At 27.6% G+C, this 20,579-nt stretch carries 18 protein-coding genes; 14 read left to right on the forward strand and 4 right to left on the reverse strand.

Annotation, left to right across the window (positions count from 1 at the left end; genetic code table 11):
• Positions 1 to 14: 14 nt before the first annotated feature.
• The 10 genes from IC174_RS02365 (at position 15) to IC174_RS02410 (ending at position 10,696) form a co-directional block, all read left to right on the forward strand.
• Positions 15 to 1,529, forward strand: coding sequence for a D-alanine--poly(phosphoribitol) ligase (locus IC174_RS02365; protein WP_227434365.1), 1,515 nt, complete (start codon positions 15 to 17; stop codon positions 1,527 to 1,529).
• Complete coding sequence (dltB, locus tag IC174_RS02370) at positions 1,529 to 2,677, forward strand: D-alanyl-lipoteichoic acid biosynthesis protein DltB (RefSeq protein ID WP_227434366.1); 1,149 nt, start codon at positions 1,529 to 1,531, stop codon at positions 2,675 to 2,677. Before IC174_RS02365 ends, dltB begins: the two co-directional genes overlap by 1 nt.
• Before the next feature lie 18 nt (positions 2,678 to 2,695).
• Positions 2,696 to 2,926 (forward strand): D-alanine--poly(phosphoribitol) ligase subunit DltC, encoded by a 231-nt coding sequence (gene dltC, locus IC174_RS02375; protein ID WP_227434367.1) that lies wholly within the window; start codon positions 2,696 to 2,698, stop codon positions 2,924 to 2,926.
• Positions 2,927 to 3,234: 308 nt separating this feature from the next.
• Positions 3,235 to 4,020, forward strand: coding sequence for a DeoR/GlpR family DNA-binding transcription regulator (locus IC174_RS02380; RefSeq protein ID WP_227434368.1), 786 nt, complete (start codon positions 3,235 to 3,237; stop codon positions 4,018 to 4,020).
• Positions 4,021 to 4,277: 257 nt separating this feature from the next.
• The gene (gene phnW / locus IC174_RS21330) at positions 4,278 to 6,188 is read left to right on the forward strand and encodes a 2-aminoethylphosphonate--pyruvate transaminase (RefSeq protein ID WP_227482067.1); all 1,911 of its coding nucleotides are present in this window, start codon (positions 4,278 to 4,280) and stop codon (positions 6,186 to 6,188) included.
• 254 nt (positions 6,189 to 6,442) lie between these two features.
• Positions 6,443 to 7,285, forward strand: coding sequence for a hypothetical protein (locus IC174_RS02390; protein WP_227482068.1), 843 nt, complete (start codon positions 6,443 to 6,445; stop codon positions 7,283 to 7,285).
• A 39-nt stretch (positions 7,286 to 7,324) separates the two neighbouring features.
• On the forward strand, positions 7,325 to 8,095 hold the full coding sequence (locus IC174_RS02395; RefSeq protein ID WP_227482069.1) for a polymer-forming cytoskeletal protein: 771 nt from the start codon (positions 7,325 to 7,327) through the stop codon (positions 8,093 to 8,095).
• 7 nt (positions 8,096 to 8,102) lie between these two features.
• Complete coding sequence (locus tag IC174_RS02400; RefSeq protein ID WP_227434372.1) at positions 8,103 to 8,723, forward strand: YhbD family protein; 621 nt, start codon at positions 8,103 to 8,105, stop codon at positions 8,721 to 8,723.
• A 214-nt stretch (positions 8,724 to 8,937) separates the two neighbouring features.
• Positions 8,938 to 9,372 (forward strand): MarR family winged helix-turn-helix transcriptional regulator, encoded by a 435-nt coding sequence (locus tag IC174_RS02405; protein ID WP_227434373.1) that lies wholly within the window; start codon positions 8,938 to 8,940, stop codon positions 9,370 to 9,372.
• A complete protein-coding gene (locus IC174_RS02410) occupies positions 9,365 to 10,696 on the forward strand; it encodes an MATE family efflux transporter (RefSeq protein WP_227434374.1) in 1,332 nt (443 codons plus the stop codon). The genes IC174_RS02405 and IC174_RS02410 overlap by 8 nt, the downstream gene beginning before the upstream one ends.
• A gap of 395 nt (positions 10,697 to 11,091) precedes the next feature.
• Here IC174_RS02410 and rbr read toward each other — a convergent pair whose 3' ends face one another.
• Both rbr and IC174_RS02420 read right to left on the reverse strand, forming a co-directional pair.
• Positions 11,092 to 11,679, reverse strand: coding sequence for a rubrerythrin (gene rbr / locus IC174_RS02415; RefSeq protein WP_227434375.1), 588 nt, complete (start codon positions 11,677 to 11,679; stop codon positions 11,092 to 11,094).
• A gap of 86 nt (positions 11,680 to 11,765) precedes the next feature.
• A complete protein-coding gene (locus IC174_RS02420; RefSeq protein WP_227434376.1) occupies positions 11,766 to 12,203 on the reverse strand; it encodes a MarR family winged helix-turn-helix transcriptional regulator in 438 nt (145 codons plus the stop codon).
• A 120-nt stretch (positions 12,204 to 12,323) separates the two neighbouring features.
• Here IC174_RS02420 and IC174_RS02425 point away from each other — a divergent pair, with 120 nt between their 5' ends.
• On the forward strand, positions 12,324 to 13,319 hold the full coding sequence (locus IC174_RS02425) for a YhdH/YhfP family quinone oxidoreductase (RefSeq protein ID WP_227482070.1): 996 nt from the start codon (positions 12,324 to 12,326) through the stop codon (positions 13,317 to 13,319).
• 199 nt (positions 13,320 to 13,518) lie between these two features.
• Here the strand turns inward: IC174_RS02425 and IC174_RS02430 are convergent, their stop codons facing one another.
• Entirely contained in the window at positions 13,519 to 14,445 is a 927-nt protein-coding gene (locus IC174_RS02430; protein WP_227482071.1) for a carbon-nitrogen hydrolase family protein, read from the reverse strand.
• Positions 14,446 to 14,842: 397 nt separating this feature from the next.
• Here IC174_RS02430 and IC174_RS02435 point away from each other — a divergent pair, with 397 nt between their 5' ends.
• A complete protein-coding gene (locus IC174_RS02435; RefSeq protein ID WP_227434379.1) occupies positions 14,843 to 16,441 on the forward strand; it encodes an amidohydrolase in 1,599 nt (532 codons plus the stop codon).
• A gap of 180 nt (positions 16,442 to 16,621) precedes the next feature.
• Here IC174_RS02435 and IC174_RS02440 read toward each other — a convergent pair whose 3' ends face one another.
• Positions 16,622 to 17,164 carry a helix-turn-helix domain-containing protein gene (locus tag IC174_RS02440; protein ID WP_227434380.1) on the reverse strand — a complete coding sequence of 181 codons (543 nt, stop codon included), beginning with the start codon at positions 17,162 to 17,164 and terminating at the stop codon, positions 16,622 to 16,624.
• A gap of 370 nt (positions 17,165 to 17,534) precedes the next feature.
• On the opposite strand from IC174_RS02440, the gene serS reads away from it, so the two are divergent.
• Both serS and IC174_RS02450 read left to right on the forward strand, forming a co-directional pair.
• On the forward strand, positions 17,535 to 18,806 hold the full coding sequence (gene serS / locus IC174_RS02445; RefSeq protein WP_227482072.1) for a serine--tRNA ligase: 1,272 nt from the start codon (positions 17,535 to 17,537) through the stop codon (positions 18,804 to 18,806).
• A gap of 198 nt (positions 18,807 to 19,004) precedes the next feature.
• Complete coding sequence (locus IC174_RS02450; RefSeq protein WP_227434382.1) at positions 19,005 to 20,498, forward strand: histidine kinase; 1,494 nt, start codon at positions 19,005 to 19,007, stop codon at positions 20,496 to 20,498.
• Positions 20,499 to 20,579 lie beyond the last annotated feature (81 nt).

Here is a 20,579-nt window from a genome sequence, read left to right on the forward strand (position 1 = left end):
AGGAGAATTTTTATATGAAAATTATTGAAGGAATAAAAAAATATTCAAATACAAATAGAATAGCATTGACATGTAATGGAGATAAACTTTCTTATAAAGATTTAAATGAGTATTCAGATGCTATATCAGTTTTTCTAAAAAATGTATACAAAGAAGAAGATACTCCTATAGTAATCTATGGTAATAAAGAAAATATGATAATGGCATGTATGATAGGAGCTTTAAAATCAGGTAGAGCATATGTTCCTCTTGATATTAGTTTTCCACTAGATAGAGTTTTTGAAGTTACTAAGGAAGTAAAGCCAAAAGTATTATTTAACTTTAGTGATGAAAAAGACTTTGGAGATATCAATGTAATTGATAAGAATAAATTAAATGATATAATAAGTGAGTATAAAGGAAAGTCATTACATAAAGAAAACTGGGTAAAAGGTGACGAGAATGCATATATACTATTTACATCAGGTAGTACTGGAAAGCCAAAAGGGGTTCAAATAAGTTCAAATAACTTAGATAGTTTTGTAGATTGGATAAGTCCTTATTTAAATATAGATGGAAGTGAAAAAGTAATAATGAATCAAGCAGCATATTCTTTTGACCTTTCAGTGACAACAATATATCCTGGTCTTGTTCATGGAGCTACATTATTTTCAATATCAAAAGATGTACTAGCAGATTATAAAGAGCTATTCAAACAATTTGGCGAATCTAATATTGCAGTATGGGTATCAACACCTTCTTTTGCAGGTGTATGTGTAACAGAAAAAGAGTTTAATAGTAAGATGCTTCCTAAACTTGAATCCATGATATTTATAGGAGAAGCACTTTCAAAAAATCTTACTAAAGAACTTATGAGTAGATTTCCAAATACAAGAGTTATCAATGGATATGGACCAACTGAAGCTACTGTTGGCGTAAGTGTAAATGATATGACTCAAGAAGCTATAGATGATGAAAAGAGCCTTCCAGTTGGATATCCTATGCAAAATTGTAAAATAAAAATACTTGATGAAAATGGAAATGAACTGAAAGAAAATGAAAAAGGTGAGATTATAATAGTTGGACCATCAGTTTCAAAAGGTTACTTTAATAATAAAGAGAAGACTGAAGAAGTATTTTTCTATGATGAAATAGATAGTGTAAAGTGGCGAGCTTATAAAACTGGTGATATGGGATATCTCTTAGATGGAAATATATACTATTGTGGAAGAAAAGATTTTCAAATTAAGTTAAATGGATTTAGGATTGAAATAGAAGATATAGAAAATAATTTGAGAAAAGTTCATAATGTAAAAAACGCAGTAGTTTTACCAATATATAAGGATGAAAAAATTGCTTATTTAAAAGGTATTGTTGAGTTAAATGAGAAGAATGATTTAGGTAATATCAAAAATGGGATGATGATAAAAAAGGAACTAGGAAAGTATATACCTTCGTATATGATTCCAAGAAATATTGCAATAATTTCTGAGTTTCCAACAAATATCAATGGTAAAATAGACAGAAAGAAACTTATGGAGGAAATTTAATGATTTTTTCACAGTATGGAGATTATTTTTATCTTTACATATTATTATTAACATCAATACCAGCAGTGATTTTAGGTTTAATGGGTAAAAATATAAAGTATTATGGTATGTTGGCAAGTTTATTTATGATATTTTTGATTGTAGGAATAGATGTTCAGTTTAAATACTTGTTGATATTTATCATTTTAGAAGTAATAATAGTCAAAGGATACGAATATGTAAGAAGAAAAACTAAAAACAAATATATATATTGGGGATTTTTGTCTGCATCAATGCTTCCGATAATAATTAATAAAATATCTCCAGTTACATCTTTTGGATTGATTGGATTTATTGGAATATCATACTTAAATTTCAGGGCTATACAAATGGTTATTGAAATTTATGATGGTGCTATAAAAGAAGTTAAGATTTCAGATATGCTTTATTTTATGTTGTTTTTTCCAACACTGAGTTCTGGTCCTATTGACAGGTCAAGACGATTTGAACAGGATTTAGAGAAGAAAATATCTAGAAAAGAGTATCTAGAAGAATACTTATTGCCTGGAATAAAAAACATTGTTATGGGAGTAGGTTATAAGTTTGTTATAGCATTTTTGATAAATACATATTGGGTGTCAATAATACCTAAAGATATGAGGTTTATAAACATTTTAAGTTATATGTATGCATATAGTTTATACCTGTTCTTTGATTTTGCAGGATACAGTTTATTTGCTATAGGTACAGGATATATATTTGGAATAAAAGTACCTATAAACTTTGATAAACCATTTATAAGTAAGGATATGAAAGAGTTTTGGACAAGATGGCATATAAGTCTTTCAAGATGGTTTGGAGATTATATTTTTTCAAGATTTGTTATGTCTTCAATGAGAAAGAAAAGATTTAAGAAAAGAACTACTGCTGCTCATGTAGCTCAGATGATAACAATGATAACAATGGGATTTTGGCATGGACTAACTTGGTTTTACATTGCTTATGGTGTGTATCAAGGCTTAGCACTTGTCTTAACTGATATATATCAGAGAAAATCTAAATTTTATAAGAAACATAAAAAAGAAAAATGGTTTGAGAGAGTTCAAATTTTCATTACATTCCATATTGTATGTTTTGGATTATTGATATTCTCAGGATATTTAGCTTAATTTTAAGGAGGCAAATTTATGCAGGAAACAGTTATAGAAATATTTGAAGATGTATTAGGAACTGATGAGATAAGAGATGATTTAGACCTTAACTTATTTGAAACAGAGCTTTTAGACTCATTAGCTATAATTGAAGTTTTACTTGAGATTGAAAATAGACTTGGAATAGAACTTCAACCAACTGATTTAGAAAGAAAAGACATGTCTACTGTAAATAATTTAGTAAAATTCTTAGAAACAAGAAAATAAATTAATAACTAAACGTTTAATTATTAATTTACATAATAAAAGATTATAAAGTCCATCTAATATTGATATTTGATGGATTTTTTTATTGTAAAGAGATATAACTTAGTTGTATAAATAATAAAATAGTGAAAAGTTTAAGGTATGAATGAAAGATTGCATGCTATATAAATTAATAGTAATATCTATTGTAAGATATACTATATTAAATTGAGTGAAATATCTTTTGTCATATATTAGAATTACTTTATGAGCTTAGATGTTAATTATAATCTTATAAAAGTAGAATACATATTTAGGAGGAGAACTTAATGTCTTTAAATTCAATAGATAGAAAAAAAGAAATATTAGAACTGCTAGATGCAAAAGGAAAGGTGAATACTAAAGAATTAGTAAAAAAACTAGAAGTATCATCGGAAACAATAAGAAGGTATTTGGAAGAATTAGAAAGTGAAAATAAGTTAAAAAAGGTTTATGGTGGTGCTGTAAAAATAAATTATGGAGTAATTGAGCCAGAACATATAAAAAGAAATAGCACTAATTTAGAAAAGAAACAAAGTATTGCTAAGTATGCAGCTAAATTTGTGAATGATAATGAATCAATTGTAATAGATGAAGGGACTACTAATTTACAAATTGTGGATTACATAGTTTCTATAAAAAATCTAAAGGTTATCACCAGTTCTTATCCTGTGCTATCAAAGTTGATTTCATATGAAAACCAAGGCGTATTTGATGGAGAAGTTATATTCATTGGTGGTAAAGTAAATTTAAAACATCAAAGAACAGCATGTCAGATGTCAATAGATGCTATGAAAAACTTATATGTAGATAAAGCATTTATATCTAGTGAAGGTATAATTGACAGCTTTGGAATTAGTAGCATAGACCAAAGTAAAGCTTTATTGTCAAAAGAGTATATAAGAAATTCAAAGGAAAGTTTTGTATTATGTGATAGTTCTAAGATAGGAATTGTAAGTATGTACAAGATAGCTGATTTGAATGAATTAGATTTTGTTATTTGTGATGCAGAACCTCCAAATGAATGGAGAGATAAATTAAATGAATCAAATATAACATGGATAGAAGCAAAATAGAAATGATAAATTTATAAAATTTAACCAATTCATAGATTTAACCTAAAAAGAAGATTACAAATTTTAATTTTTTGTATAGAGTTTTAATGTGATTTTTTTATTAAAAACTAAAAACAAGTAAAAACAACTAAAAACATAAATTTAATATACATTTAACCTAAATATGATGTATAATTAACATGAAAAAGTTATACTTTAAAAGTAAAAACAATTAAAAACACAAAATTTCTAAATGAGAATCTATGGAGGTTATAAATATGAAAAAGTTATATGGAGAAAAAATAAAGGCAGTAGTATTTGACTGGGCTGGAACAACAGTAGATTATGGATGTTTTGCACCTCTTAATGTATTTATAGAGATATTTAAAAGAAGAGGTATAGATGTAACAATGGAAGAAGCAAGAAAACCTATGGGAAAATTAAAAATAGATCATATAAGAGAAATGTGCGAAATGGATAGAATAAAAAATATTTGGGCAGAGAATTTTGGAGGATTTCCAACAGAGGAAGATGTAAACAAACTTTATGCTGAATTTGAACCTATGTTATTTGAAACTCTAGAAGAGTATACAACTCCAATTCCTCATGTTGTTGAAACTATTGAGAGATTAAGACAAAATGGATTAAAAATAGGTTCTACAACAGGTTATACAAGAGAAATGATGAATATAGTTGAACCAAATGCAGCTAAAAAGGGATATTCACCAGATTTTCTTGTAACTCCATCAGAAGTATCTCAAGGAAGACCATATCCTTGGATGTGTTATAAAAACGCTGAAGCTTTGGGAGTATCTCCAATGAGTGCTATGGTAAAAGTTGGAGATACATTAAGTGATGTAAAAGAAGGTGTAAATGCTGGAATGTGGAGTGTTGCTGTAATAAAAGGTTCAAGTGAATTAGGACTTACACAAGAAGAAGTAGAAAATATGGATAAAGAAGAATTAAAAGTTAAGATGGAAGCAGTTTCAAAGAAATTTAAAGAAGCAGGAGCACATTTTGTTATAGAAACTATGGCTGAATTAGAAGATGTTTTAGTAAAAATAGAAAATGAAACAATTAAGTCAGATTTTGTACCAGAAAATGATTACATATTACTTACACCAGGACCATTATCTACTACTAAATCAGTAAGAGCATCTATGTTAAAAGATTGGTGTACATGGGATGTTGAATATAATGATTTGGTACAAGATGTTAGAAGAAGACTAGTATCTTTAGCTACAAAAAATACAGAAAAATACACAAGTGTATTAATGCAAGGTAGTGGTACTTTCTCAGTGGAAGCTACAATAGGAAGCACTATTCCAAAGAATGGTAAACTTCTTGTAATTGCAAATGGAGCATATGGGAAGAGAATGAAGGACATATGCAGTTATTTAAATATAGAATATGTTGACTGTACATTTAGTGATGTAGAAGCAGTTGACTTAAACAGAGTGGAAAATTTATTGAAAGAAAATAAAGATATTACACATATATCAATGGTTCATTGTGAAACTACTACAGGTAGATTAAATCCTATACAAGATATAGGTAAGATTGCAAAAAAATATAATAAAGTTTACATAGTTGATGCAATGAGTAGTTTTGGTGGAATTAAAATTGATGTTGAAGACTTAAATATAGATTTTTTAGTGAGTAGCTCTAATAAATGTATACAAGGAGTACCAGGATTTGGTTTTATAATAGCTAACAGAGAAGAATTAGCTAAATGCAAAGGAATTGCTAAATCTTTATCTCTTGATGTATACGCTCAATGGGAAACTATGGAAAATAATAATGGTAAATGGAGATTTACTTCTCCTACACATGTTGTAAGAGCTTTTTATCAAGCATTACTAGAGCTAGAGGAAGAAGGTTCTGTTGAAAAAAGATATGCTAGATATAAAGAAAATCAATTTACAATATCTTCGAGATTAAAATCTCTAGGGTTTGATACATTGGTGAATGATGATGCTCAGTCACCTGTAATAACAACTTTCCTATATCCTAAGAATGCAAAATTTGAATTTATGGAATTCTACACTTATCTAAAAGAAAATGGATTTGTTATTTATCCAGGTAAATTGACTGATGTAGATACATTCAGAATAGGAAGTATAGGAGAAGTTTATCCAAAAGATATGGATAGATTAGCTGAGGTAATCGAGAAATTTATCAACATGTAGATTATAGAAGTTCATTGATAGGTTATAAAGTTTAGAGACAAGTATATGTAAATAGTTAAATAATAGAGGGTATTTTATTTGAATTGGAAATCTAAGAAAGATTCATAGTTCATATAAAATATTTCCTCTATTATTTTTTTGTCTGTCTTTAAAGGAGCATTGTTTTATTCATCGAGATTATTATACTTGACAACGTAACAATGTTTTGTTATATTATATTCAAGAACAAAATAAGTTATTGAAAGGAAATCATTATGGATGGAGAATTACGTTCGCTAAATTTTAATGGAATGGGAAAATGTAAAGGTGGAATTTTTGATGAAGTTAATATAGCAGGTACAGGAAAAATAGATGGAAATATAAAATGTAATAAATTTGATTCTTCAGGTTCAGCAAAAGTGATTGGAACAACAGAATGTAATGAGTTTTTTACAGCAGGATTGAGTAAAATTGAAGGAAATATATTTGCATCACAAGTGACAATATTTGGACTTCTTAAGTGTACTGGAGACATAAATTCAAGTAAAGTTAAATCTGGAGGAATTATCAATGTTGGAGGAAACTTAAAGTCAGATATTATTAGCGGAGAAGGATGTCTAAAAATCAATAGGAGCATAGAATGTGAAAGTGTTGACTTAAGTGGAATTTTGGATTGTAATGGATTTTTAAATTGTGAAGAACTCAAGATAAGTTTGCATGGAACTTCTAATCTAAACGAAGTTGGTGCATGTAGTGTAAATATAAAAAAGGGACATGGCGATTATTGTAAAAGCTTTTATAGAGCCGAAAAAAAGAGTGGAGATTTTGAAAAGGCATTTTCTAATCTTAGAAATCTAGGTCTACTGTCAGTTAAAAAATATACAGAAAGTAGATTATTAGCAAATGTTATAGAAGCAGATGAAATCAGTTTAGAAAATAGTGAAGTTAAAATTGTAAGAGGTAAAAATATTAACATAGGCAAAGGTTGTTATATAGAGAGTTTGGAGTACAGTGAAAACATAGATATTGATGAAAGTTCAATAGTTGTTGAAATAAAGAATGTAAATGGAAAAGTAAGTCTAAATAATGAAAAAGTAAATCTAAATAAAGATAAGTAATATTTAGGCTTAAAATAAAATTTAAAATGAGGTAATGATATGGAAAATGGAACTATAAAAATACTTGGAGAAGGATTTATCAATAGTGGAGAATATGAAAGTATAAAAATTATGGGAAGTGCTAGGTCAAAAGGAAATATAAAATGTAATGAAGTAAATGTATTTGGAAATGTAAAGTTTGATGGAGACATTAGTATAAAAAACTTTGTAGTAAATGGAAAAGCTACTATAAAAGGGAGTCTTAAAGCTGAACGTGTAAGGGTTAATGGGCAACTTAGTATAGATGGAGATGCAGAAATAGATGACTTGATTATAACTGCTCAACAGAAAATTAATGGAAATTTAAAGTGTAATAATGTTACAGTAAAAGGTCAATTAATTGTAAGTGAAAGTATTTATGCACAGGATATAAAAGTTTATGGTGAAATGAGAAATAAAGAAAATATAGAATGTGAAGATATAAAGGTTCATGGAGCAATAAAATGTGATGGTCTTTTAAATGGAGAAAACATATATATCTATTCAGGAGGAGGTTCTTATTGTAAGGAGATAGGAGCAACTAATATAGAAATAGGTAGAAGTAAAGATATTTTTACATTTGGGATTAAATTTATTAACATTTTTTCAGGCAAATTTAAATGTAATTTGATAGAGGGAGATTCTATTGAATTAGAAGATGTTTCAATAAAGGATATACGAGGAAAAAGCATATCCTTAGTAAGCAATTGTGATGTTGAAAATATTGAATACAGTGACAAGTTGTTAGTTTCAGATAATTCGAGTGTAAAAAATAGTACAAAGGTGGGCTAGAAAAATTATGGAAGAATTGATATCTAAGAAAGATTTATTAAGCAAAACTAATATATCTTATGGGCAGCTATATAGATGGAAAAGAAAAAATATAATACCAGAAGAATGGTTTATAAAAAAATCAGCTTTTACAGGTCAAGAGACGTTTTTTCCAAGAGATAAAATACTAGAAAGAATAGAGTTAATACTATCTATGAAAGAAGATACATCTCTTGATGATATTGCAAACATGTTTACAAAAAAAGATACCAATAAAGAGTTTGACATTGACTTTATTTTGGAGAAAGAAGCTATATGTAATTACACAAAAGAAATATTTCAAAATTTATATAAAAAAGAACAGAGTATAGGCAAAAAGGAATTGCTTATATTGAGTATAATAGAGAAATTTTTAGTTAAATCCACAATAACATTTGAAGAATTAAAATTAATAGTAAATATAATAGAAGAAAATTTTAAATCAATATACAATGAAAATGGAAGAATTTATTTGTTTAGGAAGTTTGGTGTTCCATTTGTAATAGGATGCTTGGATTATAAACAAGTAAAATTTGAAAAGGATGTAGTTAAAATTGTTGAAATTGACTTAATGAAAGAAATAAATGATATAAGTATTAAGTTATCATAGTAGATTATTGTAGATTACTTATTATGTAGGAGAAGAGTTAGGATTTAAGTATGTAGAAAACACACACTAATGCAAAAGTGTGCGTTTTTATTTTTCTATAAATTTTCTTAAATACTACATTTTTTTTAGAGTTTAAATATTCTATTGACTATAGTCCTAATTAGTACTATACTAAAATAGTACTGATTAGGACTGTTTTATTAGGAGGGATATTATGGAAATTCGTGAACAAATTAAACTTGTAAATGCTGTTTTAAGTGGAACTTTAGATTTATACAGGGTATGGGCTAAAAAGCATGATTTAAATTATAATGCATTAGTTATCTTATATACTTTAGATGAGTATAAGGTATGTACGCAAAAGCAAATTTGTGAGTGGTGGGCTTTACCTAAACAGACGGTACATGGGATTTTGATGGAATTTGAAAAGAAGGGATATATTACTATTTCGTCTAATTCTGAAAATAAAAGAGAGCGTCTGGTTTCTTTTACAAAGAGTGGAAAACAATTTACTGATTCAATATTAGAACCACTTCATAGCATGGAAGAAAAGGCTATTGAAAAATTAGGAGATGAAAAATGGAATCAACTTATTGCTTGTAATACTGCATACTATGAATTGTTAAAGGAGGAAATTAAAAATGGATAATGTATTAGCTAAAAAATTTACATTTACTTCTTTACTATCTTTTGCAATTCCTAATGTTATTATGATGATTAGTTTATCTATGTACATTATTGTTGATGGTATGTTTATTTCTCGTTTGCTTGGTACAATAGCATTATCATCTACGAATATGGTATATCCAGCTATCAGTTTTGAAATGGCTGTAGCAATCATGGTTGCAACGGGTGGAAGTGCTATAGTTGCTAGAAAGATGGGGGAAGGAAAACAAGAGGAAGCAAGAAAAAATTTGAGTTTCTTAATCATTGTAGAAATATTGATTGGTATTTTTATTGCTATTATTGGAAACTTGTTTATTGATGAAATTATTTTGTTTTTAGGTGCAAGTTCAATACAAGCTCCTTTGTGTATTACTTATGCTAAAATACTTTTTAGCTTTGCACCTGCATTTTTTCTTCAAACAGCATTTCAGACTTTTCTGGTTACTTCTGGTAAACCAACACTTGGTCTGATTGTTACGTTGTTAGCTGGAGTTGTGAATATTGTGCTGGATTATATCTTTATGGTTCCATTGAATATGGGTATTGCTGGTGCAGCGATTGCAACTGGATTAGGTTATTGTATTCCTGCAATTGTAGGTTTAGCCTATTTCTTTTTTGCAAGAAATAATCCTCTGCACTTTGTAAAACCAGAACTAAATTGGAATGTGCTTTTTCGTTCTTGTACAAATGGGTCATCGGAAATGGTAACAAACTTAGCAAATGCTGTAACAACATTTATGTTTAACTATACTTTTTTGCAATATTATGGTGAAAATGGTGTTGCTTCTATAACAATTATCCTGTATTTCCAATACATCTTTACAGCTATTTATTTTGGCTATTCCAATGGAATAGCTCCAATTATCAGTTTTAAATATGGACATGGTGATAAAAAGCAACTACAAGATATATTTAAGAACAGTATATTATTTTTGATTATTAGTTCAATAGTATCGAATATTTTAATTCATTTGACTATAACAAAGTCATTGACTATTTTTACTTCAATTAACAGTGATGTTTACAATATTACACTTTATGGTTTTTCCTTCTATTCTCTAGCTTTTGTGATTATGGGATTTGGTATTTTTTCTTCTGCAATGTTTACAGCATTTTCTGATGGGAAAACATCAGCTATTATATCCTTTTCTAGAACGTTTATTTTTATTTTAGGTGCTATTCTTATTCTTCCAAATATATTTGGAGAAATAGGAGTTTGGATAGCTGTCCCTGTTGCAGAATTTTTAGGATTATTTATTTCTCTTTTATTTTTGATTAGAAAAAAACATTATGGCTATTGTAAATAAAACCTTAATTAAGGTCAATCCTATTACTCATACTACAACAGATAAGAATGTAAAAAGCAAGTTGTAAAATAAGATAGAAGTATACCCCAACAATACGAAACATATTGTTACAATATGTGGTGTAGGATATAAATTCAATGACAAATTGAAACAGCAAAAGGAGAAGTGCCATTTTTAATAATTGCACTTCTCTTTATTTTTATTGTATCAAAGTCTTTGATAAATATTAAATAAGTGGTAAAATTAGTTCTCAAGTTTTTTTATACTTTTAGAATACTGTATTTAATGGATAATATCATTTTTATAATATAATTTCATATTAGAATAATCTAATATTTATAAAACTAGATAGTATCAATATAATAAATTGCTTAAATACAGTAGATTATTTTTACTTATTCAAATAATGAATTTTTAAAGTCCAAGAAATATCCTTGTGGATGAAGACAAACAGGGCAAGCTTTTGGAGCTTCTTTACCAATATGAATATGTCCACAGTTTGTACATATCCATTGGATATCTTCATTTCTTCTAAATAAAGTACCTTCTTCTAAATCAGTAGCATATCTACCAAATCTATCACCATGAACTTTTTCTATTTCAGCTATATTTTCAAATAATTTAGCTATAGCTTCAAAACCTTCTTCACGTGCTGTTTTTCCAAAGTTTTTATATACATCATCCCACTCTTGAAGCTCATTATGTTGTGCAGCTTTAAGATGTTGAGCTGTTTTATCATATAAATCTACAGGATATGCTCCTGATATACTTATATTTTCTCCAGCAAATTCTTTTAATTTAGTAAAAAATTGTTTTGCATGTGACTTTTCTTGGTCAGCAGTATAATTAAATAAAGATTCTATTATATATAATCCTTCTTTTTTTGCTACAGATGCAGAAATATTATATCTATTTCTAGCCTGGCTTTCACCTGCAAAAGCTCTCAATAAATTTTCTTTAGTTTTACTGTCTTTTAAATTCATATTATACCTCTCTATTAACAATAAATTTTTACAATATTTGATTCTTTTTATTTATTATTCCAAAACTAGATATAATTATGCTCAATTTAGTCAGCATTTTTGAAATTATTATTGATTTTTTTTAAAATTCTAAGAAATTCTTGCTTTTCCTTTTCTGTGATATTACAGTAGGCTGTTTCTTTAACTTGTGATGAAATACTATTGAATGTATCCTCTATTAGCATTGCTTTCTTTGTAAGTTTTATATATGTAATACGTTTGTCATTGTCACTCTTTTGTCTTTCTATATATCCTAGACTTATAAGTTTATTAACTAATACTGTAACAGTAGATTTGTCTTTTCCTATTTTAGTTGCAATTTCTTTCATTGTAAGTATTCCATTATTTTCATAAAGTGCAGTGAGTATATTTCCATGTGTAGGCAACAATTCATTTAAACCGTTTTTATTGAGTTTATTTTCAATGAATTTAAGCATATTAGCTTTTGTCTTACTTATAAAATGTATGATATATTTATCTTCCATAAATTAATCTCCAATCTTTAAATTATTTGAGGTACTTTGAAATAAAAAGTAGTTTGACATAAAACTATTTTTCAACTATAATTAGTTTAACATAAAACTAAATGTATTGGGAGGAAATTTATGAGTAAAAATTTTAAATCACTATATATTACAGAAGAAGAGGGACGTTTTAAGAGAAATATAATCGAAAGAGATATAGATGAACTACCAGAAGGAGATGTTCTGATAAAAGTAAAATATTCTTCACTAAATTATAAGGATGCACTTTCAGCAAATGGAAATAAGGGTGTAACTAGAAAATATCCTCATACTCCAGGAATAGATGCATCTGGTGTAGTAGAATTTAGTAGTTGTGATGATTTTAAAGTTGGAGATGAAGTTTTGGTAACAGGTTATGATTTAGGAATGAACACCTCTGGAGGATTTTCAGAATATATAAGAGTTCCTTCTAATTGGGTTGTCAAACTTCCAACTAATCTTTCTCTAAAAGAAGCAATGGATTATGGTACAGCAGGATTTACAGCAGCTTTATCTGTATATAAATTTGTAAATACTGTAGACAAAGATATGGGAGATGTACTAGTTACTGGTGGTACTGGAGGAGTTGCTGTGATTGCAACTAAAATATTAGTTAAATTGGGATATTCAGTTGCAGTTTCAACAGGAAAATTGGAAGAACAAAAAGACACATTATTAAAACTAGGTGTTAAAGATGTTATACATAGATCAGAAGTAGATGATAATTCAGGGAGACCTCTACTTAGACCAAGATGGGCTGGAGTAATAGATACAGTAGGAGGAAATACTTTATCAACAGCAATAAAGACAACTAATTATTGTGGAGCAGTTACAACATGTGGTAATGCAGGTGGAATTGATTTTACAAGTTCAGTATATCCATTTATATTAAAAGGTGTTACTTTATATGGTATAGATTCTGTAGATTGCCCAATGAATTTGAGATTAAAAATATGGGACTTATTGTCAAATGAATGGAAGCTAGAAGATTTAGATGACATGGTAACTGTAGTATCATTAAATGAATTGAGTAAAAGCATAGATTCAATAATAGAAGGAAAGCATGTAGGAAGAACAGTAGTTGATTTAGGATTGTAGTGAAGGTTAGGTTTATAGTTAAGTTAACTGATTCTGAATATATAATTGGTTCTTAATATATAGTTAAGTAAGTTTTAATGTAAAACTATAACATCAAATCATAAAATAAAAAATGAGATACCTTAAAATTATTTTATTTAAGAGTATCTCATTTTGATTTTTATGTAAAAAGTTTATGTAAAGATTTTGGATAAAAAGACTATTCGTGAACAATTAATTCAAATACATCAGGTCTTGAATAGTGACCCTCTGAATCAAAATCTAGTCTACTAAGAACTATTTGTTCTAAATCTAAATCAGCTATTAATATTTCTTCTTTATTGAAAATAGGGCCTGCTACATATTTTCCAAAAGGGTCAACTATGCAACTTCCACCTGGACACATAATCTCTGGTTCTGCATCAAGTTCTTTATAATAGTTAAGGTCAGTTGGGTACATATTTTTTTCAACATATTGATTGCATCCAATAACAAAGCATCTTCCTTCTAAAGCGATATGCTTCATAGTTGATTGCCACTCTTCTCTTGAATCAGCAGTAGGGGCTATATAAAGTTTTACACCTTTAGCATAAAGAGCTGTTCTAGCTAGTGGCATGTAGTTTTCCCAACAAATTAATGAACCCATTTTCCCATATGGAGTATCAACAACTGTAAGAGTGCTTCCATCACCTTCACCCCAAATGCATCTTTCTGTTCCTGTAGGTTTAAGTTTTCTATGTTTACCAATAAGTTTACCTTCTGGTGAGAAAAATAAGTTTGTACAATAAAGAGTGCAATTTATATCGTTTCCATCTCTTTCTGTTATTCCCATTGATAGATATACTCCTGCTTCTTGGGCTGCTTTTCCTAATAAATCTGTTGTAGCACTAGGTACTGGTACAGAATTATCATAGTATCTTTTCCAATCTTCTCTACCTTTCATTGTTCTACTTCCAACAACAAATCCAAATGAAAGTCCTCTTGGATATGCAGGTATAAATGCTTCTGGGAAAACTACTATATTTGCCCCTTTTCTACCAGCTTCTTTAATTAATTCTAATGCTTTTTCAACAGTTTTATCTAAGTCCATTATAATTGGTGATGCCTGAACAACAGCAATTCTTACATTTTTATTTTCTTTGTTCATAAAAACCTCCTAAAAAATATTTGAATTTGTTGATTTGAACAGATTACATCAGGTTTTATTTGAGAAAAAAGTATCTTATCTTGTAAATAATGATGTAACTGTATATTTAAAATGATACATCATGATTTAGCAAATTACAATTATACAAAAAAATAATTCATATTAAGTACTTTTTTTATTAACATATAATATTAATTTTTCACATCAATATTATGACTATTAAATTATAATATTTATAATGAATAGTATTTATTTCTTGGCGAACAATAATTAAAAATGAGATTTTTATATATTAATATTAGTTAATATTAAAAAAAATAAGCTTAATGAAATACGAATAATTAATTATAAAATACTAAAATAAATTTATCAAAATAGACAATTTAAGGAGAACTTTATGAAAGAAAAAATTTATTATAATGGAAATATCCTTACAATGGAAGATTCAATATGTGGAGATGCTATTCTTATAAAAGATAAAATAATAAAAAAAATAGGAACAAAAGAAGAAATTCTAGCTTTAAAAAATAATGAAACAGAAGTCATAGATTTGCAGGGTAAAACATTGATGCCTTCCTTTATAGATTCACACAGTCATTTGACAGCTTTTGCTACTACTCTAAGATTAGTTCCTTTAGAAGATGCAACTAGCTTTAAAGATATAGTAAAGAAAATACAAGATTTTAAAGATTCAAATGATATAAAAAAGGGTGAATGGATAATTGGTTTTTCGTATGATAACAATTTTTTAGAAGAAAATATTCATCCAGATAAAGATTTATTAGATAGTGCATCTTTAGAAAATCCAATACTAATTTCACATGCTTCTGGTCACATGGGAGTTGCAAATACTTTAGGATTAAAAAAATTAGGTGTTACTCATGAAACACAAGACCCAGAAGGAGGGCATATAGGCAGAGTCAAAGGGAGTAAAGAGCCAAATGGATACTTGGAGGAAAATGCCTTTTTTAAAGTATCATCTAAAATAAAACAACCATCATTAGATGAAGTTTGTAATCTAATTGAAAAAGTACAAGATATTTATTTAAGTTATGGTATTACAACAGCACAAGAGGGATTAATGGCAGATAATCAATTTAATCTCTTAAAACTAATGTCAAATCAAAATAGACTAAAAATAGATATTGTAGGATATGTAGATTTAAAAAATAGTAAATCTGTAAAAGATGATAATAAAAATTTTGTAAAGAAATATGTAAATAGATTTAAAATAGGAGGATATAAGATATTTTTAGATGGTTCTCCTCAAGGAAAGACAGCATGGTTAACGAAACCATATGAAAATTCAGAAGATGGTTATCGTGGGTATTCTATATATAAAGATGAGGAAGTAGAGAAATTTATAAACATTTCAGTAGAAGAAAAAATGCAACTTTTAACTCATTGTAATGGGGATGCAGCGGCAGACCAGTTGATAAACTTATTTGAAAAAGTTATAACAGGAAAAAATATTAAAGATAATATGAGACCTGTGATGATACATGCTCAAACTGTAAGAGAAGACCAAATTGATGAAATGGAAAAAATAAACATGATACCCTCATACTTTGTAGCTCACACATACTATTGGGGAGATATTCATATTAAAAACCTTGGGGAAGATAGAGCATTTAAGATTAGTCCAATTAAAACAACTATAGAAAAAGGTTTAATTTATACTTTACATCAAGATACACCTGTAATAGCACCTAATATGCTTGAAACAATATGGTGTGCGGTTAATAGAATTACAAAAAAAGGAGTATTGATAGGTGAAAATGAAAAAATAAGCCCATTAGAAGCTTTAAAAGGTGTTACTATAAATGCAGCATATCAATATTTTGAAGAAGATAAAAAGGGTTCAATCAAAGAAGGTAAACTAGCTAATTTAATAATACTAGATGAAAATCCACTTACTGTTGACTCTCTTAAAATAAAAGATATTAAAGTTTTACAAACAATAGTAGAAGGGGAAGTATTATATTCATTAAAATAGATATGAATTATATTCTTTTAAATATTATGTAAAAGTATTGTATAAAAAATATTATGTAAAAATAAAATCTAATAAAATAGGTAGAGTTAAATAATATTATATGTGACTGAAGGGCTAGCTTATTAGGTCTAAAGGTTCATTGCCATAATTTTATTAATTCTGCCTTGAAAATTTGTGTTTTTAGGACACAACTATGTAGATTACCTTACTTTCAACTTCACTTGGATTTCCCCATTTATGTCTCATACCAAAAGGTATTTTTACACTATCACCTTCATTTAATTCAAATATATCATCTTCCAAACTAAGTTCAACACTTCCTTTAAGTATATAAGCAACTTCGTCTCCAGCATGCCCATTTTTTTCTTTACAGTAAGACTTAGGGGACAAATTCATAATGGCAAATTCGAATTTATTAAATGGATTATTGGATAACATTTCATATAAAATATTTTCTGATTCTGGAAAAATTACTATTTTTCTAAGATTGTTTCTTACAATTAATTCTGAATCATCAATAGAAGGAACGAAAAAAGTAATTAATGGTACATTTAAAGCATTTGAAATTGATTTTAAAAAATTTATGGATGGATTTACGCTTCCTTTTTCTATTTGACTAATTAAAGAAGGTGTAACTTTAATTAATTTAGATAAATCTTTTATACTAATGTTCTGTTTTTTTCTACATAAAGTCAATTTTTTACCTATACTTGAATTACTCATTAAAATCCTCCCATTCTAACATCTGACAAAGAATATATAAAGAATTATATCAGAAGGTAAAAAAATTTATATGAAAATTGATAATTATATAAGATTGATAAAAAAAAAGTCAAAATAGATAATTGATTGCTAAAATTAGCATAATTATAATGAAAGTAAAAGTAAGATTAATGATGAAAAATTAAATTATATTAATTTAATTAAATATAATTTGACAATATGTAAAAAAGTGAGTAAAATATAACTAAATAAAAATAATAGGTTCGGATAAGACAGAAAAAGATTTCTTAACCTTAAGCAAATATACTATTATCAAAGTTAACTGAGATTAAGAGATAACATCCAATCTTAAAGTATTGAGGAGGAAAAAATGCTTGATATAAAAAGAATAAGAGAAAACTTAGATTGTATAAAAAAAGCAATGGAAAGAAGAGGTGAAAAAGCCTTTAATCTTGATGAAGTAGTTAAGTTAGATGATGAAAGAAGAAAAATTCTTCAAGAAGTTGAGGTTATGAAAAACGAATTAAATACTGCATCTAAAAATATACCAAATCTTATAAAAGAAGGTAAAGATGTAGAAAATGAAAAAATTAAGCTAAAAGAGTTATCTGACAAGATTAAAGTTATAGACCAAAACCTTAAAGATGTAGAGGAAAAAATGGAATACTTGTTAATGAGAATTCCAAATGTACCACATTCAGAAGTACCACAAGGGGAAACCGATGAAGATAATGTTGAGGTGAGAACTTGGGGTAAGACGTCTAATTTTGATTTTGAATCTAAAGCTCATTGGGAAATAGGGACTGAGTTAGGTATACTTGATTTTGAAACAGCTGGTAAAATAACTGGTTCAAGATTCACTCTTTATAAGGGATTAGGAGCTAGATTAGAAAGGGCATTATTAAATTTTTATCTAGATACAAATACAACAGTAAATGGATACACAGAAATTATTCCACCATTTATGGCAAATAGAAATAGTTTTTTGGGTACAGGACAACTACCTAAGTTTGAAGAGGATATGTTCAAAATAGAAGGATTAGATTACTTTTTAATTCCAACATCAGAAGTTCCTTTAACTAATATACATGCTAATGAAATACTTAAATTTGAGCAACTACCAATAAATTATACAGCATATACTCCTTGTTTTAGGTCAGAAGCTGGTTCTGCTGGAAGGGATACAAGAGGTTTGGTAAGACAACATCAATTTAATAAAGTAGAAATGGTAAAAATAGTAGCTCCAGAAGAATCTTACAATGAATTAGAAAAATTAACTAATAATGCTGAGAATATGCTACAATTATTAAATTTACCATATAGAGTAGTAAAAATATGTACAGGTGACTTAGGATTTACGGCTTCTTTTAAATATGATGTAGAAGTTTGGATGCCAAGTTATAACAGATATGTTGAAATTTCATCTTGTTCAAACTGTGAAGATTTTCAAGCCAGAAGAGCTGGAATAAGATTTAAAAGAGACAAAAATTCTAAAGCTGAATATGCACATACATTAAATGGTTCTGGACTGGCTATTGGAAGAAGTGTAGCAGCTATATTGGAAAATTACCAACAAGCAGATGGCTCTGTAATAGTTCCAGAAGTTTTAAGACCATATATGGGTGTTTCTGTTATTAAATAACAATTAAGATATATATTTTTAAATAATAAAGTAAGCTATAAATAATTAAAAAATAATAATTAATATAATAATGTGTACAAACTAATGAATATTGATATAGTATAGCTATCATATGAAAGAGTATGTGCACATTTTTATTTGATAATTTATTTAAGGGTAAATGAATATAAATAATCTATAAACAGAAAGGGTTTTTTTATGAAAATTCAAAATACTGAGTGGGGATATATTGAATGGAAACATACTTATGATGAGAATAACCCAAAACAAGCTATGAATATATATATCGCAGTTACTATGCCAGGTAAAAAACATTTTAATCATGTTCATTATGGTCAAGAACAGATGATATATATTTTAGAAGGAGAAGGGTTATATATTATAAATGGAGTTTGGAAGCCATTTTCGCAAGGTATGATTTTTTACATAGAATCTGGTAGCACACATGAGTCTATAAATACAGGAGATGGACCAATAAAAGAACTTATTGTTTCAAATAATGTAGGAAATATAGGAGAAAGTGAAGTTATAGAAATCAATCCTAATAGCGATTTAAAAAAGACCTTAATAAATTATAGTGAAAGTACTTTAAATTTATATGCAGCAGTAGAATCAATTCGTGGTCAGTTTATTGATCCATTTAAAATTCCACTGATTATATATGATGATTCTTGGAACATAGTTTTAAAAAATCCATATTTTCCATTATTTTGTTTTGAAAAGTGTAACCCTATGAAGTTTCCTAAAAATTGCGATTGTATGAATCAAAAAAGTAGCAATCAATTCATATGTAAGTATGGGATAACTATATATAATATTCCAATATTATACAAGAACAATAGTATTGGAGTTATTCGAGGAGGATATGTATTGTTATCTGATTTAAATCTAGATACTACTCATAGTAATTTATATGATATTCCAGAAGGTGCTGCTAGGAGCATAAAAAGATTATTAAAGCAAATATCTAAAAACATAATAAATTTTTGTTCATTTAATGATATAAGAAAAGATTTACAAGAGAAAGAACAAACTATTGCAAGAACATATCACTATGGAGAACAACTTGAAATGAATCTAAAGGTAGCACAGGATACAGTTACTAATTTGAGAATAAATCATCATTTTTTATTTAATACTTTAAATTCAATGGCAAGTATAGCACTTGATGATGGTTGCTATGATTTATATAGTGCAATAATAGATTTGTCTAAAATGTTTAGATATACAATGAGGTCGGATTTAAGGTTTGTAGAATTAGAAGCTGAAATATTATATATTAAAAATTATTTAAATTTGCAAAAGTTACGTTATGGTAATGCATTAAAAGTTGAATATGTTATTCCCAAAGAGTTATATAAGATTTCTGTACCTTTCAATTTTATTCAACCTATTGTAGAGAATGCTTTTACACATGGTTTTAGAGATATTGATAAAGAAAAGCAAATTAAAATAGTTGCAAGTGTAGATTGTCAGTATGCTGTTATAAAAATCTGTAATAATGGAACTATTTTGGATGAAGGTACTATTGAAAAAGTGAAAACAGGTATTCATAGTAATAATGGTCATGGTCTATCTTTAATATATACAAAGTTCACATCTGCTTATGGAAGTGATTTTGAGATGAATATTAAATCCAATAGTAAAGAAGGTACTTATATAATTATTAAAATCCCTCTTGAAAATGAATAAAGAATATGTATAAAACTTAGATAAAATTAATAAGTTTTATCAGTATAAAGAAATATATTAGATGTTTCTATATTATTTTTT

Source organism: Clostridioides sp. ES-S-0001-03, assembly GCF_020676075.1.
Classification (GTDB): Bacteria; Bacillota; Clostridia; order Peptostreptococcales; family Peptostreptococcaceae; genus Clostridioides.

What these genes read in the sequence shown, in the direction of transcription:
- IC174_RS02420 (WP_227434376.1), bottom strand. Translation starts at nt 12,203, where the DNA reads ATGGAAGATAAATATATCATACATTTTATAAGTAAGACAAAAGCTAAT.
- dltC (WP_227434367.1), top strand. Translation starts at nt 2,696, where the DNA reads ATGCAGGAAACAGTTATAGAAATATTTGAAGATGTATTAGGAACTGAT.
- IC174_RS02405 (WP_227434373.1), top strand. Translation starts at nt 8,938, where the DNA reads ATGGAAATTCGTGAACAAATTAAACTTGTAAATGCTGTTTTAAGTGGA.
- IC174_RS02400 (WP_227434372.1), top strand. Translation starts at nt 8,103, where the DNA reads ATGGAAGAATTGATATCTAAGAAAGATTTATTAAGCAAAACTAATATA.
- IC174_RS02390 (WP_227482068.1), top strand. Translation starts at nt 6,443, where the DNA reads ATGGATGGAGAATTACGTTCGCTAAATTTTAATGGAATGGGAAAATGT.
- IC174_RS02395 (WP_227482069.1), top strand. Translation starts at nt 7,325, where the DNA reads ATGGAAAATGGAACTATAAAAATACTTGGAGAAGGATTTATCAATAGT.
- phnW (WP_227482067.1), top strand. Translation starts at nt 4,278, where the DNA reads ATGAAAAAGTTATATGGAGAAAAAATAAAGGCAGTAGTATTTGACTGG.
- dltB (WP_227434366.1), top strand. Translation starts at nt 1,529, where the DNA reads ATGATTTTTTCACAGTATGGAGATTATTTTTATCTTTACATATTATTA.
- serS (WP_227482072.1), top strand. Translation starts at nt 17,535, where the DNA reads ATGCTTGATATAAAAAGAATAAGAGAAAACTTAGATTGTATAAAAAAA.
- IC174_RS02435 (WP_227434379.1), top strand. Translation starts at nt 14,843, where the DNA reads ATGAAAGAAAAAATTTATTATAATGGAAATATCCTTACAATGGAAGAT.
- IC174_RS02425 (WP_227482070.1), top strand. Translation starts at nt 12,324, where the DNA reads ATGAGTAAAAATTTTAAATCACTATATATTACAGAAGAAGAGGGACGT.
- IC174_RS02380 (WP_227434368.1), top strand. Translation starts at nt 3,235, where the DNA reads ATGTCTTTAAATTCAATAGATAGAAAAAAAGAAATATTAGAACTGCTA.
- IC174_RS02440 (WP_227434380.1), bottom strand. Translation starts at nt 17,164, where the DNA reads ATGAGTAATTCAAGTATAGGTAAAAAATTGACTTTATGTAGAAAAAAA.
- IC174_RS02365 (WP_227434365.1), top strand. Translation starts at nt 15, where the DNA reads ATGAAAATTATTGAAGGAATAAAAAAATATTCAAATACAAATAGAATA.
- IC174_RS02450 (WP_227434382.1), top strand. Translation starts at nt 19,005, where the DNA reads ATGAAAATTCAAAATACTGAGTGGGGATATATTGAATGGAAACATACT.
- IC174_RS02410 (WP_227434374.1), top strand. Translation starts at nt 9,365, where the DNA reads ATGGATAATGTATTAGCTAAAAAATTTACATTTACTTCTTTACTATCT.
- rbr (WP_227434375.1), bottom strand. Translation starts at nt 11,679, where the DNA reads ATGAATTTAAAAGACAGTAAAACTAAAGAAAATTTATTGAGAGCTTTT.
- IC174_RS02430 (WP_227482071.1), bottom strand. Translation starts at nt 14,445, where the DNA reads ATGAACAAAGAAAATAAAAATGTAAGAATTGCTGTTGTTCAGGCATCA.